This is a genomic window from Phenylobacterium sp., assembly GCF_013822795.1.
In the GTDB taxonomy this organism is placed as follows: domain Bacteria; phylum Pseudomonadota; class Alphaproteobacteria; order Caulobacterales; family Caulobacteraceae; genus Phenylobacterium.
The window spans coordinates 18,072-32,084 of sequence record NZ_PNLB01000021.1 but is presented as its reverse complement, the minus strand read 5'-3'; the positions used below and the strand labels follow the sequence as shown (position 1 = coordinate 32,084).

The window sequence follows — 14,013 nt, the reverse complement described above, 5'->3', positions numbered from 1 at the left end:
TCAGCGCGGCTCGCCGCCCGAAGACGGTCCGCCGGTGTCAGTGATGAGGTTGATGCTGGTGAAGCCGGAGGTCGACAGCGCGGCCATCACCTGGGCGACGATTTGGTAGGAGGCGCGCCCGTCGGCGCGCACGTAGATCGGCTTGGCCTGGTCGTCGCCCGCCATGGCCCGCAGGCGCGGGGCCAGGCTGGAGAATGGCACCGCGTCTTCCTGGATGAACACCGTGCCGTCCTGGCGGATGGAGACGGTCAGCGGCTCCTTGGGGTCCTCCATGGCGCCGGCCTCGGTCTTCGGCAGCTCGACCTCGACGCCGCTGGTCAGCAGCGGGGCGGAGACCATGAAGATGATCAGCAGCACGAGCATCACGTCGACCAGCGGGGTGACGTTGATCTCGGACAGCGCCCCGCGCGAGCGGCGGCCGCGACGGCGGCGCGAACCGCCGGGGGCGGAGAAGGCGTCGTGGGAGGAAAGCGCCATGACCCTTAGCCCCGCTCGGCCAGGCGGCGCTGGATGGCGGTGGAGAGGTCGTCGGCGAAGCCTTCGAGCCGGCCGGCGTACTTGCCTGCGTCGGTCGAGAACTTGTTGTAGGCGATGTAGGCCGGGATCGCGGCGATCAGGCCGATGGCGGTGGCGAACAGCGCCTCGGCGATCGAGGGGGCGACGACGGCCAGGTTGGTCGACTTCTCGACGGCGATCGCCTGGAAGGCCTTCATGATCCCCCAGACGGTGCCGAACAGGCCGACGAACGGCGAGGCGGTGGCGACGATGGCCAGCGAGCCAAGGCCGTTCTCAACGCGCGCGCTTTCGCGGGCGATGGTGGTGTCGAGGGCGCGATCGATACGCTGGATCAGGAAGGCGGTCTGGCTCTCGGAAACTAGGCCGCGGGAACGGGCGTCGCGCCACTCCTTCAGCGCGCCCTGCAGCATGCGCGGCAGCGCCTGGGTCGGGCGCTCGCCGTGTTCGGCGGCGATGTCTTCGAGCGAGCGGCCCGACGAGACCTGGTCCTCGAAGTCGCTGGCCTGCTTGTTGAGTTTGGTCAGGCGGACGGACTTGTCGATGATCACTGTCCAGGACCACAGCGAGGCCAGGATCAATCCGACCATGACCGCCTTCACGACCCAATCGGCGCGAATGAACAGATTGATGAAGCTGAAGCTGTCGGCGGTGATCGCAGCGGGGTCCATGCGCTCGTAGGGCTCCGTAAGAATGGCAGGCGCACGACTTCAAGCCGCCCGCGGTGGCGAACTTAAGGCCATGCCTTCTGGTTAACCGACCTCTAACGCCGAAATGGTGAAGGCGGTTTTACGAAAACCTTACGCGAAGAGCGGGCGCAGGGTTTCGAGCATGCCGGCGGGCGGTTTGCGAGGGCGGCCGGCCAGGTCGATGCAGGCGGCCTCGACCTGGGCGGCGCAGATCAGCTCCTCGCCGCGGGTGATCCTTTGGCTGATGAAGAGCCGCGGGCCGCGGGCGGAGTCGTAGGTGGTGCGCACGGCCAGGGCGTCGTCGATCCGTGCTGCGCGCTTGAAGTCCAGTTCCATACGCACGATGGCGAAGGCGGCCGGATCGTCACGGTCGAGCAATTCGGCGTGATGAACGCCCGCCACGCGCAGGAAGTCGGACCGGCCGCGCTCGAAATAGCGGACGTAGTTGGCGTGATAGACCACCCCGGTGAAGTCGGTGTCCTCGTAGTACACGCGGACGGGCAGGACATGCTCGCGGCCGTCGATGACGCCGGCGGTGGGGATCGGGGTCTGCATAGTCCTTAGGTTTAGGGACGCGGCGCTGTCTTGAACAGCGCCGCGCCGGAATAGGCTACTCGACCTGGCTGACGTCGCGGACCGCGCCGCGGGCGGCGTTGGTGGTCATGGCGGCATAGGCGCGCAGGGCCGGAGAGACGACGCGCTTGCGCTCGGCGGGCTTCCAGGCCGCAGCGCCCTTGGCCTGCATAGCCGCGCGGCGCTGCGCCAGCACGGCGTCCGAGACGTCGAGCTGGATGGTCCGGCCGGGAATGTCGATGACGATGCGGTCGCCGTCCTCGACCAGGCCGATGAGCCCGCCCTCGGCCGCTTCGGGCGAGACGTGGCCGATCGACAGACCTGAGGTGCCGCCGGAGAAGCGGCCGTCGGTGATCAGGGCGCAGGCTTTGCCCAGGCCCTTCGATTTCAGGTAGCTGGTCGGGTAGAGCATCTCCTGCATGCCCGGGCCGCCCTTGGGGCCTTCGTAGCGGATCACCACGACGTCGCCGGCGACGATCTTGCCGGTCAGGATGGCGCTGACCGACTCGTCCTGGCTCTCGAAGACGCGGGCCGTGCCGGTGAACTTCAGGATCTCCTCGTCGACCCCGGCGGTCTTCACGATGCAGCCGTCCTCGGCGAGATTGCCCGACAGCACGGCCAGGCCGCCGTCCTGCGAGAAGGCGTGCTTGGCTTCGCGGATGACGCCGCCCTGGCGGTCGAGGTCGAGTTCCTTCCAGCGGCGGTCCTGGCTGAACGCCGTCTGGGTCGGCACGCCGCCGGGCGCGGCGCGGAAGAAGGTCTGCACCGCCTCGCTGTTGGTGCGGCTGATGTCCCAGCGCTCGAGCGCCTCGCCCATCGACTTGGAGTGGACCGTGGGCAGGTCGGTGTGCAGCAGGCCGGCGCGTTCGAGCTGGCCGAGGATGGCCATGATGCCGCCGGCGCGGTGGACGTCCTCCATGTGCACGTCGGCCTTGGCCGGCGCGACCTTGGAGAGGCAGGGCACCTTGCGCGACAGGCGGTCGATGTCGGTCATTGTGAAATCGACGCCGGCCTCGTGGGCGGCGGCCAGCAGGTGCAGCACGGTGTTGGTCGAGCCGCCCATGGCGATGTCCAGGCTCATGGCGTTCTCGAACGCCTTGAACGAGGCGACCGAGCGCGGCAGCACCGAGGCGTCGTCCTGCTCGTAGTAGCGGCGGGTGATGTCGACGATCAGGTGGCCGGCTTCGAGGAACAGGCGCTCGCGGTCGGCGTGGGTGGCCAGCACCGAGCCGTTGCCGGGCAGCGACAGACCGAGCGCCTCGGTCAGGCAGTTCATCGAGTTGGCGGTGAACATCCCCGAGCACGAGCCGCAGGTCGGGCAGGCCGAGCGCTCGATGGCGGCGACTTCCTCGTCCGAGATCTTGTCGTCGGCCGCGGCGACCATGGCGTCGACTAGGTCGAGGGCGACTTCCTTGCCCTTCAGGATCACCTTGCCGGCTTCCATCGGACCGCCGGACACGAACACCGTCGGGATGTTGATGCGCAGCGAGGCCATCAGCATGCCGGGGGTGATCTTGTCGCAGTTCGAGATGCAGACCATGGCGTCGGCGCAGTGGGCGTTGACCATGTACTCGACGCTGTCGGCGATCAGCTCGCGCGAGGGCAGGCTGTAGAGCATGCCGTCGTGGCCCATGGCGATGCCGTCGTCGACCGCGATGGTGTTGAATTCCTTGGCCACGCCGCCGGCGCGCTCGATCTCGCGCGCGACCAGCTGGCCGAGGTCCTTCAGGTGCACGTGGCCCGGCACGAACTGGGTGAACGAGTTGACCACCGCGATGATCGGCTTGCCGAAGTCTGAGTCCTTCATGCCGGTGGCGCGCCAGAGGCCGCGGGCGCCGGCCATGTTGCGGCCGTGGGTGGTCGTGCGTGAACGATAGGTCGGCATCGGATCGGTCCTGACGGAGATTGCGCCCTCACCCGTAGCCAATCGCGTCTCGTTGGTGAAATATATTAAGCAGCGCCTATTAGGTCGTTCGAGATATTACAGATGGACACGCGCCAGCTTCGGCACTTCCGGGCGGTGGCCGAGACGCTGCACTTCGGCCGCGCGGCGGAGCAGCTCGGCATGACCCAGCCGCCGCTCAGCCAGTCGATCCTCGCGCTGGAGCGCGAGCTCGGCGCGCCGCTGTTCGTGCGCACCAAGCGGCAAGTGGCGCTGACCCCGTTTGGCGAGCAATGGCTGGCGCACGTGAAGACGGCGCTGGAGGAGCTGGAGGGACTGCCGGAGATCGCCCGTCAACTGCGCGACGGGCAGACCGGACGGCTGGAGCTGTCGTTCGTCAGCACCGCCGACTACAGCATCCTGCCGACCCTGGTGCGGCGTTATTCGGCCCTGCATCCCGAGGTCGAGATCGCGCTCAGCGAAGCGACCAGCGACTTGCAGATCGCTGCGCTGCTGGAAGGCCACGGCCACGCCGGGATCGTCATCCCGCCGCCGGGCGGACTGCCGGACCGGCTCAGCTATCGCCGGCTGCTGCTCGAACCGCTGGTGGCGGCGGCGCCGCAGAGCTGGGTCGACGAGGGAAGGCTGGCGCATGCGGACGGGCGGCTGGCGCCGGGCGCCCTGGTCGGGGCGCCGGGCGTGATCTTCCCGCGGCGCGTGGCGCCGGCCTTCTACGACCTGGCGATCGAGACGCTGAAGTCGCTGACCGGCGGCGCGCGGATCGTGCAGGAGGCGATCCAGATGCAGACCATCATCAGCTTGGTCTCAGCCGGGATCGGGGTGGCGCTGGTCCCCGCCTCGCTGCGCCACCTGGCGCGGACGGGGGTGTGCTATCTGGGCTTGCCGGGGGACGGCCCGTATTTGGAGAGCGGCCTGGTCTGGCGCGCCGACGACGCCACCCCGACGCTGCGCCGGTTCCTGGACGTGGCGCTGCAGCCGTTGGCGTGAGCCGCCTACTCGTCGAACAGGGTCGGCTGGCCGGCGCCGGGCGGTTGCGGCGGCGGCGTCAGGCCGAGGTGGGCATAGGCCTTGGCGCAGGCGATGCGGCCGCGCGGCGTGCGCTGGATAAAGCCCTGCTGCATCAGGAACGGCTCGATGACGTCTTCGACCGCATCGCGGGCCTCGGCGATGGCGTAGGCGATGGTCTCGACCCCGACCGGACCGCCCCCGTAGTTGTCGATCATCGCCTGGAGGTAGCGGCGGTCGAGGGCGTCGAGCCCGGCCTGGTCGACGTCGAGCCGGGCCAGCGCCCGCGCAGCGGCCTTGCCGTCGATCACTTCGACCCCGTCGGCGGCGGCGAAATCGCGGACCCGGCGCAGCAGCCGGCCGGCGACGCGAGGCGTGCCGCGCGAACGGGCGGCGATCTCGCCGGCTCCATCGGGGGCGAGTGAGAGGCTCATCTTGGCGGCGGCGCCCGCCAGCACCTTGGAGAGCTCGGCGTGAGTATAGAACTCCAGCCGCAGCGGGATCCCGAACCTGTCGCGCAGCGGCGTCGCCAGCAGGCCGGCGCGGGTGGTGGCGGCGACCAGGGTGAAGGGCGCCAGGTCGATGCGGATCGAACGCGCCGACGGCCCGTCGCCGATCACCAGGTCAAGGACGTGGTCCTCCATGGCCGGGTAGAGGATCTCCTCGACATTGGTCGGCAGCCGATGGATCTCGTCGATGAACAGGACGTCGCGCGGTTCGAGGTTGGTCAGGATCGCGGCGAGATCGCCGGCCTTGGCCAGCACTGGGCCGGAGGTGGCGCGGAAATTCACGCCCAGCTCGCGGGCGACGATCTGGGCGAGCGTGGTCTTGCCCAGGCCCGGAGGCCCGAACAGCAGCACGTGGTCAAGGGCCTCCTCGCGGGCCTTGGCGGCCTCGATGAAGACCTTGAGGTTGCCCTTGGCCTGCTCCTGACCGACGAACTCGGCCAGGGTCTGGGGACGCAGGGCCTTGTCGTGAACGACGCCGCCCTCGAACGGCTGGGCGTCGGGCGAGACGATGCGGGTCACCGGCCCAGCTCCTGAAGGCCGGCCTTGATCAGGGCGGGGATGTCGGCGTCTTCGCCCAGGCGCAGGGCGGCCTGTTCGACGACGCGGCGGGCGTTGACTTCGGCGACGCCGAGGCCGAGCAGGGCGGCGACCGCCTCGCCCACCGCGCTGGGCGGCGGCGGCGCGGCCGGGGCGTGGATCTGGGCGTGGAAGGCGGCGACCGGGCCCTCGGTGAGCTGCTTGCCCTTGAGCTCGGTGATCAGCCGTACCGCGAGCTTGGGCCCGACCCCGTTGGCGCGGCCAAGCGCGGCCTTGTCGTCGCGAGCGACGGCGGCGACGAGGTCCGGCGGCGCCAGCACGTCGAGCACGGCCAGGGCGGCCTTGGGGCCAACGCCCTGGATGGCCAGCATGGTCACGAAGGCGCGGCGTTCGTCGCGGCCGAGGAAGCCGTAGAGCTTCATGCCGTTGGATTCCGACCAGATGCTCTCGACGTGCAGCACGGTCTCCTCGCCGAGCGCCGGCAGGTGGCCGAGCGTGCGCGAGCCGCAGCGCACGACATAGCCGACCCCGGCCACGTCGATCAGGGCCTCTTCCTCGCCGACCTCGGCGACCAGTCCGCGCAGGCGCCCGATCATGCGGCGGCTCCGATGCGGCGAAGCTTGCGATGGTGGGCGTGGGCGATGGCCACGGCCAGGGCGTCGGCGGCGTCGGCGGTGGTCTTACCGGCGGTCGGCAGCAGGCGGGCGATCATGAAGCCGACCTGATCCTTTTCGGCCGCGCCGGTGCCGACAACGGATTTCTTGACCACGGTGGCGGCGTACTCGGCGACCGGCAGGCCGGCGCGGGCCGGCACGATCATCGCCATGGCGCGGGCGTGGCCGAGCTTCAGGGCCGAGGCGGCGTTGTTGTTCATGAAGGTCTCCTCGACCGCAGCCTCGTGCGGGGCATGGGCGTCGACGACCTCGCTGATCGCTTCGAACAGCACCAGCAGCCGCTCGGAGAACGGCAGCGATTCCTTGGGGGCGATCACCCCATGGGCGACATGAGCTAGGCGCGCGCCGTCGACCGTGATCACGCCCCAGCCGGTGCGGCGCAGGCCGGGATCAAGGCCAAGGATACGCAAGGGAGCGGGCATGGGAATCGGCGCGTTCGTCATCTGTTCCAACGAGGGATACAGGACGTCGCCAGGGTTAAGCAAACGTTGAGGGAGGCGCCGGAGGCGCCGAGAGTTGAAGGAACCCCAACTTGGCCCAGGGGGTTCGATTCCGCGTGCATGGAAGGACGCGCGATGGACTATCGACTCTTTGTGCTGAACTCCGCCGGCAAGTTCGCTGACGTCGAGGAGTGGGACTGCGCCTCTGATGAGGAGGCGCTCGAAAAGGCGGCCCATAACCGCCACGCCTTCGGGGCTGAGCTTTGGCAAGGCAAACGCCACCTGAGCACCTTCGCCGGGCCGATCACGGCCGGGGCGGGGGACCGAGCGGCTTAGGAGCGCCAGAAGCGGAAGGCGTCCCAACCGGCCTGGATCAATTCGCGGGGCAGGCCGGCGACGTCGGTGAGCATCAGGGCGGGCGCGAAGATGATCGCCGAGGCGCCGGGTACCAGGAAGATCAGCAGGAACAGCCCGACCATGGCCAGGCCTTCGAACTTGCGCAGGCCCTGGCGGATTGAGTCCGGCAGGAACGGGCGGATCACGCCGTAGCCGTCGAGGCCGGGGATCGGCAGCAGATTGAGCACGAAGGCGGTCGCCTGCAGGAAGGCCAGGAAGGCCAGGGCGTCGCAGAGCATCCGCGTGCCGGGCGTGGCCAGCGGCGAGAGCGCCACCGCCCAGATCGCGGCCACCAGTACGATCATCACCAGCAGTGTGCCGAGCGGGCCGGCCAGCGAGGCCAGCGCCCGCCACCAGCGATTACGCATCAGGTCCTCGCGCAGATAGACCGCGCCGCCGGGAAAGCCGATGCCGCCGAGCACCACGGCCAGGATCGGGATGACGATCGAAACGCCGACATCGACGTACTTGAGCGGGTCGAGCGACAGATAGCCCTTGGCCCGGATGGTGTGGTCGCCGGCCTTGTGGGCGATGAAGGCGTGGCCGAACTCGTGGGCCATGACCGCCAGGATCCAGCCGAGGATCACGAAGGCGAAAGTCGCCAGCCGCGCGGCCAGCTCACTCGGCGCGTAGACCAGGAAGGCGCCGGAGGCCAGCCAGGCGGCCAGCAGGATCAGGGCGTTGGGGCTGACGCCGGGGCGTGGTTCGAACGTCTGGTCCTGGGTCAAGGACGGCTCACCGAAGCAATGGAATGGTCGGGCGCCTTGGCGACCACGAGGTCGGCGCGGGCGCGGGCGTGGATGATGTGGTCGTGCAGGTTCTTGAGGTTCACGTCGCGCCAGACCATGCGCGCCAGTCCGTCGGTCTGCTCGCGGGTCATATGCCGGAAGCGGGCGTAGAACGAGGTGGCGTCGTGCTCGGCCGCCTCCCAGAGCTTGAGGAAGCGGGCGACGTACCAGCGCTCGAGATCGGCTTCGGCGGCGTCCAGATAGATCAGGGCGTCGAGCAGGCCGGCCGGCCCGGTGTCGGGATGGCGCAGGGTCAGCCCCTCGATGATCAGCACGTCGGGCGGCGCGAGGGTCCGCGTCAGGGCCGGATCGATGTCGTAGACGATGTGGGAATAGGCCGGGAACTGCGCCGGACCGCTGCGGATTGCGCTCAGCGCCGCGCGCAGGGCGGCATGGTCGTAGGTGTCGGGTGCGCCCTTGGCGCCGAGCAGGCCGCGGGCTTCGAGCACGGCGTTGGGGTGCAGGAAGCCGTCGGTGCAGGCGATCTCGATGCGCGCGCCGTCGGACGCGAGCTGGGCGGCCAGCGCTTGAGCGAAGGTGCTCTTGCCGGCCGCCACCGACCCGGTGACGCCGACGATGAAGGGACCGGCCGCCGGACGCAGCGGGGCCAGCAAGTCGATGATGTGCGGCAGGCTCACGGGCGGCTCGCGAATGTGGAGCGCGACTATAGGGGCAGGCCCGCGACCTTGGCGAGATTGGGCCTGGGAATGGCCGAGACGAAGGCGCCCTGGGCGTTGGCCTTGTCACGGGCGAGTTCGGCCCAGGCGGCGGCGAAGCCGGTAGGGCTGGCCTTGCTGGCCGCGGCGATGGCGAACGCGGGCTGGCGGCCGGCCAGGGCGGCGGTCAGCGCGGCCCAGAGGTCGAGGTTCTCGGTCGGGGCCTTATCGCCCTCCGGCGGTCGGCCGGCGGCGATCAGCGCGGCGGTGCGTGCGACCGCGGCGTTGTCGATCTGGATGGAAACCGCGCCCTTCGGCAGGTCCTTCAGCGCCGCCAGCAGCGCGGCCAGAGCCATGCGCTCGGGGCTGGTGTAGCGCTCGCCGCCGGCCTGGCCGGACGCGGCCTTGTCATGGCTGCGGACATAGGCCCAGCCGCCGCACTTGAAGGCGTCGTGATAGCTGGTCTGGATCCAGATGGCGGTGCTCATCGCGGCGATCTAGCAGTTTGCGCAAACGCATGCATGATCGCTCGCCAAAAGAGAGTGTCTCATGCCCGCCACCACCAATCACACCAGCGTCGAGAAACTAAACCAAGCCAACGAAGGCAAGCTGCCGGGGCATCTGGGCCTGGTCATCACCGAGGTCGCCGACGGCAAGGTCGTCGGGCGGTTGAAGGTGCGCCAGGACCTGGTCGCCCACACCGGCTACCTGCTGGCCGGGGCGGTGCTGTCGGTGGCCGACATCCTTTGCGCCTATGGGGTATCGACCGCCTGGCCGGAGGGCGCCAACGGCTTCACCACCGCCGAGGTGAAGGCCAATTTCGTCGGCACCCTGCGCGACGGCGAGGCGATCTGCACCGCCAGCCTGCTGCACGGCGGGCGCACTACCCAGGTGTGGGACGCCAAGGTCGAGGACGCGGCCTCGGGCAAGCTGATGGCGGCTTTCCGCTGCACCCAGATCATCCTCTACCCGCGGACCTAGCCATGCGTTTGTGCGTCGTCGCGGCGTTGGCCTGCGCCGCCCTGGCCGGTCCGGCGCTGGCCCAAGGTTCGAAGGTCAGTTCGGCGGTGGAACTGGCGCGGCAGGCCGAGAGCCTGAAGCCCGGCCAATGGGTGTGGGCGCCGCAGGTCGCGCCGGTCGGTCCGATCATCGTCTATGTCGATCTCGACCGGCAACTGGCCACCGTCTACCGCAACGGCCTGCGCATCGGGGTCAGCACCATCTCGTCCGGCAAGGAAGGACACGAGACCCCGACCGGGGTGTTCACGATCCTGCAGAAGGACAAAAACCACCACTCCAGCACCTACAATAACGCCCCGATGCCCTATCAGGAGCGGCTGACCTGGGACGGGGTGGCGCTGCACGCCGGGGGGCTGCCCGGGTATCCGGAGAGCCATGGCTGCATCCACCTGCCCTACGAATTCTCCAAGCTGCTGTTCGGGGTGACGCAGATGGGCGGGACGGTGGTGATCGCCGGCCGCCACGGCGAGCCGGTGACCGCCCGCGAGGCCGGAGTGTTGGCGCCGTTCGCCGCGGGCGGCGTGGCCGAGGCGCATGTCCCGTTGAGCGGCGGCGAGGCCTATCGCTGGACGCCGGAGGCTTCGCCCAGCGGACCGGTCTCGATCATCATCTCAAAGGCCGATCAGCGCGCGGTGGTGCTGCGCAACGGCGTGGAGATCGGCCGCTCGCACGCCGAGATCGACAAGGACGCGGTCTCCACCCACGTCGCGACCCTGGCCAAGGGCGCGGATGGCAAAGCGGTGTGGCTACGGGTCGGGGCGCCGGGCCATGACGATGAGGCGGGCCAGCCGATCGATGCGGCGACCTTCGAGAAGATCCGCGCGCCCAAGGCATTTCTCGATCAGGTGGCGCAGGTGATGACCGTGGGGACCACGGTGCTGGTCACGGCCTCTCCGGTCGGGGCCGACAACAGCGGCGCGCGTCTGACCGTGCTGAGCGCTGTGAAGGGCGACCAGGTTACGCCCTAGCCCAGGGCGGCGATCGCCTTGAGGGCGAAGGCGATGTCGTCGGGCGTATTGCGGATGCTGGGCGTCAGCCGCGCGTGGGAGACGCCATAGGGCGCGGCCGACCCAATGATCCGCCATTGTCGCAGCCGCGAGACGACTCCGCGGGCCGACATGCCGGCGACATCGAAGCTGACGATCCCGGCCGACATCGTGGGACTGATCGGGGTGCGCACCCGCACGTGCGGCATCGCCGCCAGGCCGCTCTTCAGCTGGCCGGCCAGGTCGTGGGTGCGCCGGGCCACGTGCTCCTTGCCGACCGATTGATGGAACTGAAAGGCGTCGGCCAACGCCCAGACGTGCTCAAAGGCCTTGAAGCCCCCAGGGGTCATGCGCGCGGCGGTGGTCGGCCCCGGATCGTAGCCGCCGATCCAGGCCGAATAGGCGTTCGACGCCAGGAAGCTGGGGATCACCGGCGAGAGCCTTTGCAGGGCCTGGGGCGAGAAGAACACCACGCCGGTGCCGCGCGGTCCGAACAGCCACTTGTGGCAGCTGGCGACCAGCACGTCGCAGCCGAGCTCCGGCAGGGTGGTGTTCTCGACCCCGAAGCCGTGCACGCCGTCGACGCAGAAGATGATCTGGTCGGCTGGCTGGCGACCGGCGTTGATCGGCCTCAGGGCGTCGGCGATGGCGCGGATCGGCAGCTTCAGCCCGGTCGATGAGTGCACCCAGGTCAGGGCCAGCACCCGTGTGGCCGGGGTGATCGCGCGGGTGATGCGCGAGACGATGTCGATGGTCGAGGCGGTTTCGGCCCCGTCGTGCAGGGTGATCTTGCGGACCGTGAAGCCGTTGCGCTGGGCCGACAGGCGCAGCGACTCGTGGGTGACGTAGTAGTCGTGGACGCTGGTCAGCACCTCCTGGCCGTAGCGCAGGGTCAGGCCGCCATAGAGCAGGCCGATCCCGGCGGTGGTGCTCTCGCAGAGCGCGACATGGTCCGTCGGCACGCCGAAATAGGCGCCGGCGGCGGCGCGCGAGAGGTTCTGGCCGCGCTTGTTGTTGTGCTCCAGGTAGGTGATCGGGTTGCGGTCGAGCGCCATGCGGTGGCGGGTGATAGCCTCGCGCACCGGCCGCGGATTGGCGGCGAACAGCATCGCTGCGAGATCGACCTCGCTCCAGTCCAGATCCCATTGCGCGCGCAGCCGGCCCCAGTCCGGCGGCGGGAGCGTGCCCGGCGCGGGTGCCGGGGCGGCTTGCGGCAGCGGCGGCTCGTCGTCGAACTCGGCCGACGGCGCCTCGGGCGCGGGGGCGGTGGTCGCCGCGGGGGGCGGCGGCGGCGGCGGGGTCTTGGGCTTGCGCCGGGGCCAGGCGGCGGCGGCCTCGCTGGCGGCGCCCGCGACCGGGGCGGCTACGAGACCGAGCGCCAGCAGATGACGTCGGTTCAGTTTCGGCGCGTCGCCGGCCTGTCGCATGCAGCCCTCCACAACTCTCTGGAAGACAATGCGCAGCTTGTCGCCGAAGTTTCGGCCATCGGGTGAAACCCGCGGGGCGCAGCTATTCGTGACGGGGGGCCAGCTCGAAAGCCACGACGCGCGGATCGGCGTGCAACGCGGTGGCGATAGCCTGGCTTGGGATGGAGCCGCGCCGCCGGAAGGTGGCGGCGAACTCAAAGCCCTGGCCGCTCACCAGGCGATGGGTGATCACGTCGGGCTTTAGGCCGTGACGGCCGAGCAGGGAGACCAGCTCGCCCTCGGTCGCGAACTCCGAACCATAGCGCACGGTCAGGTCGACGTGGTGGTATTGCGGCAGACGGACCTCGAGCAGGCGAAAGCCCACCAGCACCAGCAGGGTGGCCACGGCGCCGCCGATAGCCAGGCTGAAGAAGCTGATGCCGAAGAGCACGCCGAGCGCGGCGGTGGTCCACAGCGAGGCGGCGCTGGTCAGGCCGCGGACCGAGAACCCTTCCTTGAAGATCACCCCGCCGCAGAGGAACCCGATGCCGGTCAGGATGCCATGCGCCATGCGTACCGGGTCGATGCGGATGACGTCGTGCGGGGTGTCGAACATCCAGCGGACCTGGTGCACGGCCGCCAGCATCAGCAGGGCCGAGGCCAGGCATAGCAGGATGTGGGTGCGCACACCTGCCGGGCGGCCGCGATACTCGCGTTCGAAACCGATCAGTCCACCGGTGAGGATGGCCCCCGCGAGGGGGGCGAGATATTCGATCACCCAATCCATGAGCTCACAACGCGCGAACTGCGGTTAAGCTTCGCAGGGGGTGCAGGCGGCGCCGCAAATCAGACAACATCCTGTTATCGAAGGGCAATAGTCGCGGCAGGCGGCGCCGTTGGGCGCCACGCGACGGGGGATTGGAGAAATCGTGCGCAGGATCGTCTTGGTTCTTACCGTCGCCGGCATGGCGCTGGGGCTCGCCGCGTGCGGGCACAATGTCGAGCAGCGGGCCGCCACCGGCGCGGCCGCCGGACTGATCGTCGGCGGGCCGGTGGGCGCGGCGGTCGGCGCCGGGGTCGGCGTGGTGGTGAGCAAGGCCGCGGACAACTAGCGCTGTCCGCGGCGGAGGGGTTCGGCTTAGCCGAACTTCTCCATGTCCTCGTCGGAGATGTCGTAGTCGCCGTAGACGTTCTGGACGTCGTCGTCGTCGTCCAGGGCGTCGATCAGCTTGAGCAAGGTCGGGACCGCCTCGGCGTCGACATTGACGTAGGTCTTCGGCCGCCAGACGATCTTGCTGGTCTTGGCTTCGCCCAGCACGCCTTCCAGCGCCGCGGCGACTTCAGCGAAGTCCTCGAAGGCGGTGTAGACGATATGGCTTTCTTCGTCGGATTCGACGTCCTGGGCCCCGGCCTCGATGGCCGCTTCCATGACCTTGTCTTCCGAGCCGACGCTGGCCGGGTAGGTCAGCTCGCCGAGGCGGTCGAACTGGAAGGTCACCGAACCTGAGGCGCCGAGGTTGCCGCCGTTCTTCGAGAAGATCGTGCGGATGTTCGAGGCGGCGCGGTTGCGGTTGTCGGTCAGGCCTTCGACGATGATGTTGACGCCGCCCGGGCCGAAGCCTTCGTAGCGCACTTCCTCGTAGTTCTCTCCGTCGCCGCCTGCGCCCTTCTTGATGGCGCGCTCGATGTTGTCCTTGGGCATGGACTCGGCGCGCGCGTTGGTCACGGCGAGCCGCAGGCGGGGGTTCATCGCCGGGTCGGGCATGCCCGACTTGGCGGCGACAGTGATTTCGCGTGACAGCTTGGAGAACAGCTTGGACCGCGCCGCGTCTGCGCGGCCTTTGCGGTGCATGATGTTCTTGAACTTGGAATGTCCGGCCATGTGTCTCTCTGAAAGGTCAGTGGGCGGCTTCTAACC

18 protein-coding genes are annotated in these 14,013 nt (G+C 69.3%); 5 read left to right on the top strand and 13 right to left on the bottom strand.

The features are described 5' to 3' along the window. From C0481_RS17715 to ilvD, 4 genes are all read right to left on the bottom strand, one after another. A complete protein-coding gene (locus tag C0481_RS17715) occupies nucleotides 1–477 on the bottom strand; it encodes a biopolymer transporter ExbD (RefSeq protein WP_293406257.1) in 477 nt (158 codons plus the stop codon). A gap of 5 nt (nucleotides 478–482) precedes the next feature. Continuing rightward, nucleotides 483–1,184, bottom strand: coding sequence for a protein TolQ (gene tolQ / locus C0481_RS17710; protein WP_293406255.1), 702 nt, complete (start codon nucleotides 1,182–1,184; stop codon nucleotides 483–485). 129 nt (nucleotides 1,185–1,313) lie between these two features. Next, nucleotides 1,314–1,757, bottom strand: coding sequence for a tol-pal system-associated acyl-CoA thioesterase (gene ybgC, locus C0481_RS17705; RefSeq protein ID WP_293406253.1), 444 nt, complete (start codon nucleotides 1,755–1,757; stop codon nucleotides 1,314–1,316). 55 nt (nucleotides 1,758–1,812) lie between these two features. Continuing rightward, nucleotides 1,813–3,660, bottom strand: coding sequence for a dihydroxy-acid dehydratase (gene ilvD / locus C0481_RS17700; RefSeq protein WP_293406251.1), 1,848 nt, complete (start codon nucleotides 3,658–3,660; stop codon nucleotides 1,813–1,815). A 102-nt stretch (nucleotides 3,661–3,762) separates the two neighbouring features. Between ilvD and C0481_RS17695 the strand changes: the two genes are divergently transcribed. Then, a complete protein-coding gene (locus C0481_RS17695; RefSeq protein ID WP_293406249.1) occupies nucleotides 3,763–4,665 on the top strand; it encodes a LysR family transcriptional regulator in 903 nt (300 codons plus the stop codon). 5 nt (nucleotides 4,666–4,670) lie between these two features. On the opposite strand, the gene ruvB is transcribed toward C0481_RS17695, so the two are convergent. The 3 genes from ruvB to ruvC are packed head-to-tail and all read right to left on the bottom strand — an operon-like array spanning nucleotide 4,671 to nucleotide 6,825. Next, nucleotides 4,671–5,711, bottom strand: coding sequence for a Holliday junction branch migration DNA helicase RuvB (ruvB, locus tag C0481_RS17690; protein ID WP_293406247.1), 1,041 nt, complete (start codon nucleotides 5,709–5,711; stop codon nucleotides 4,671–4,673). Beyond that, entirely contained in the window at nucleotides 5,708–6,325 is a 618-nt protein-coding gene (gene ruvA, locus C0481_RS17685) for a Holliday junction branch migration protein RuvA (protein ID WP_293406245.1), read from the bottom strand. Before ruvA ends, ruvB begins: the two co-directional genes overlap by 4 nt. After that, nucleotides 6,322–6,825: a crossover junction endodeoxyribonuclease RuvC gene (ruvC, locus tag C0481_RS17680; protein ID WP_293406242.1), complete on the bottom strand. Its 504-nt coding sequence runs from the start codon at nucleotides 6,823–6,825 to the stop codon at nucleotides 6,322–6,324. Before ruvC ends, ruvA begins: the two co-directional genes overlap by 4 nt. A gap of 153 nt (nucleotides 6,826–6,978) precedes the next feature. Here ruvC and C0481_RS17675 point away from each other — a divergent pair, with 153 nt between their 5' ends. Further along, on the top strand, nucleotides 6,979–7,179 hold the full coding sequence (locus tag C0481_RS17675; RefSeq protein ID WP_293406240.1) for a hypothetical protein: 201 nt from the start codon (nucleotides 6,979–6,981) through the stop codon (nucleotides 7,177–7,179). Here C0481_RS17675 and C0481_RS17670 read toward each other — a convergent pair. Genes C0481_RS17670 through C0481_RS17660 form a run of 3 tightly spaced genes read right to left on the bottom strand, consistent with a single transcriptional unit; the run spans nucleotide 7,176 to nucleotide 9,171 of the window. Beyond that, nucleotides 7,176–7,967: a site-2 protease family protein gene (locus C0481_RS17670; protein ID WP_293406238.1), complete on the bottom strand. Its 792-nt coding sequence runs from the start codon at nucleotides 7,965–7,967 to the stop codon at nucleotides 7,176–7,178. The two genes, C0481_RS17675 and C0481_RS17670, sit on opposite strands and share 4 nt — an antisense overlap. Next, nucleotides 7,964–8,665, bottom strand: a complete 702-nt coding sequence (locus C0481_RS17665) for a hypothetical protein (RefSeq protein ID WP_293406236.1) — start codon at nucleotides 8,663–8,665, stop codon at nucleotides 7,964–7,966. The genes C0481_RS17670 and C0481_RS17665 overlap by 4 nt, the downstream gene beginning before the upstream one ends. A 26-nt stretch (nucleotides 8,666–8,691) precedes the next feature. Beyond that, nucleotides 8,692–9,171 carry a ribonuclease H gene (locus C0481_RS17660; RefSeq protein ID WP_293406234.1) on the bottom strand — a complete coding sequence of 160 codons (480 nt, stop codon included), beginning with the start codon at nucleotides 9,169–9,171 and terminating at the stop codon, nucleotides 8,692–8,694. Between the two features lie 61 nt (nucleotides 9,172–9,232). Between C0481_RS17660 and C0481_RS17655 the strand changes: the two genes are divergently transcribed. Further along, nucleotides 9,233–9,664 (top strand): PaaI family thioesterase, encoded by a 432-nt coding sequence (locus tag C0481_RS17655; RefSeq protein WP_293406232.1) that lies wholly within the window; start codon nucleotides 9,233–9,235, stop codon nucleotides 9,662–9,664. A gap of 2 nt (nucleotides 9,665–9,666) precedes the next feature. Beyond that, nucleotides 9,667–10,671: a L,D-transpeptidase gene (locus C0481_RS17650; RefSeq protein WP_293406230.1), complete on the top strand. Its 1,005-nt coding sequence runs from the start codon at nucleotides 9,667–9,669 to the stop codon at nucleotides 10,669–10,671. Here the strand turns inward: C0481_RS17650 and C0481_RS17645 are convergent. Beyond that, the gene (locus tag C0481_RS17645) at nucleotides 10,668–12,116 is read right to left on the bottom strand and encodes an aminotransferase class V-fold PLP-dependent enzyme (protein WP_293406228.1); all 1,449 of its coding nucleotides are present in this window, start codon (nucleotides 12,114–12,116) and stop codon (nucleotides 10,668–10,670) included. The genes C0481_RS17650 and C0481_RS17645 overlap by 4 nt on opposite strands. Before the next feature lie 82 nt (nucleotides 12,117–12,198). Continuing rightward, the gene (locus tag C0481_RS17640; RefSeq protein WP_293406226.1) at nucleotides 12,199–12,882 is read right to left on the bottom strand and encodes an MgtC/SapB family protein; all 684 of its coding nucleotides are present in this window, start codon (nucleotides 12,880–12,882) and stop codon (nucleotides 12,199–12,201) included. A 142-nt stretch (nucleotides 12,883–13,024) separates the two neighbouring features. Here C0481_RS17640 and C0481_RS17635 point away from each other — a divergent pair, with 142 nt between their 5' ends. Then, nucleotides 13,025–13,207 carry a hypothetical protein gene (locus C0481_RS17635; protein ID WP_293406406.1) on the top strand — a complete coding sequence of 61 codons (183 nt, stop codon included), beginning with the start codon at nucleotides 13,025–13,027 and terminating at the stop codon, nucleotides 13,205–13,207. A 26-nt stretch (nucleotides 13,208–13,233) separates the two neighbouring features. On the opposite strand, the gene C0481_RS17630 is transcribed toward C0481_RS17635, so the two are convergent. Beyond that, a complete protein-coding gene (locus C0481_RS17630) occupies nucleotides 13,234–13,977 on the bottom strand; it encodes a YebC/PmpR family DNA-binding transcriptional regulator (RefSeq protein WP_293406224.1) in 744 nt (247 codons plus the stop codon). Between the last annotated feature and the right edge of the window lie 36 nt (nucleotides 13,978–14,013).

Bases quoted from the DNA above. Each gene is read 5' to 3' on its own strand.
- C0481_RS17715 (WP_293406257.1), bottom strand. From the start codon at position 477: ATGGCGCTTTCCTCCCACGACGCCTTCTCCGCCCCCGGCGGTTCGCGC.
- tolQ (WP_293406255.1), bottom strand. From the start codon at position 1,184: ATGGACCCCGCTGCGATCACCGCCGACAGCTTCAGCTTCATCAATCTG.
- ybgC (WP_293406253.1), bottom strand. From the start codon at position 1,757: ATGCAGACCCCGATCCCCACCGCCGGCGTCATCGACGGCCGCGAGCAT.
- ilvD (WP_293406251.1), bottom strand. From the start codon at position 3,660: ATGCCGACCTATCGTTCACGCACGACCACCCACGGCCGCAACATGGCC.
- C0481_RS17695 (WP_293406249.1), top strand. From the start codon at position 3,763: ATGGACACGCGCCAGCTTCGGCACTTCCGGGCGGTGGCCGAGACGCTG.
- ruvA (WP_293406245.1), bottom strand. From the start codon at position 6,325: ATGATCGGGCGCCTGCGCGGACTGGTCGCCGAGGTCGGCGAGGAAGAG.
- ruvC (WP_293406242.1), bottom strand. From the start codon at position 6,825: ATGCCCGCTCCCTTGCGTATCCTTGGCCTTGATCCCGGCCTGCGCCGC.
- C0481_RS17675 (WP_293406240.1), top strand. From the start codon at position 6,979: ATGGACTATCGACTCTTTGTGCTGAACTCCGCCGGCAAGTTCGCTGAC.
- C0481_RS17660 (WP_293406234.1), bottom strand. From the start codon at position 9,171: ATGAGCACCGCCATCTGGATCCAGACCAGCTATCACGACGCCTTCAAG.
- C0481_RS17655 (WP_293406232.1), top strand. From the start codon at position 9,233: ATGCCCGCCACCACCAATCACACCAGCGTCGAGAAACTAAACCAAGCC.
- C0481_RS17650 (WP_293406230.1), top strand. From the start codon at position 9,667: ATGCGTTTGTGCGTCGTCGCGGCGTTGGCCTGCGCCGCCCTGGCCGGT.
- C0481_RS17645 (WP_293406228.1), bottom strand. From the start codon at position 12,116: ATGCGACAGGCCGGCGACGCGCCGAAACTGAACCGACGTCATCTGCTG.
- C0481_RS17640 (WP_293406226.1), bottom strand. From the start codon at position 12,882: ATGGATTGGGTGATCGAATATCTCGCCCCCCTCGCGGGGGCCATCCTC.
- C0481_RS17630 (WP_293406224.1), bottom strand. From the start codon at position 13,977: ATGGCCGGACATTCCAAGTTCAAGAACATCATGCACCGCAAAGGCCGC.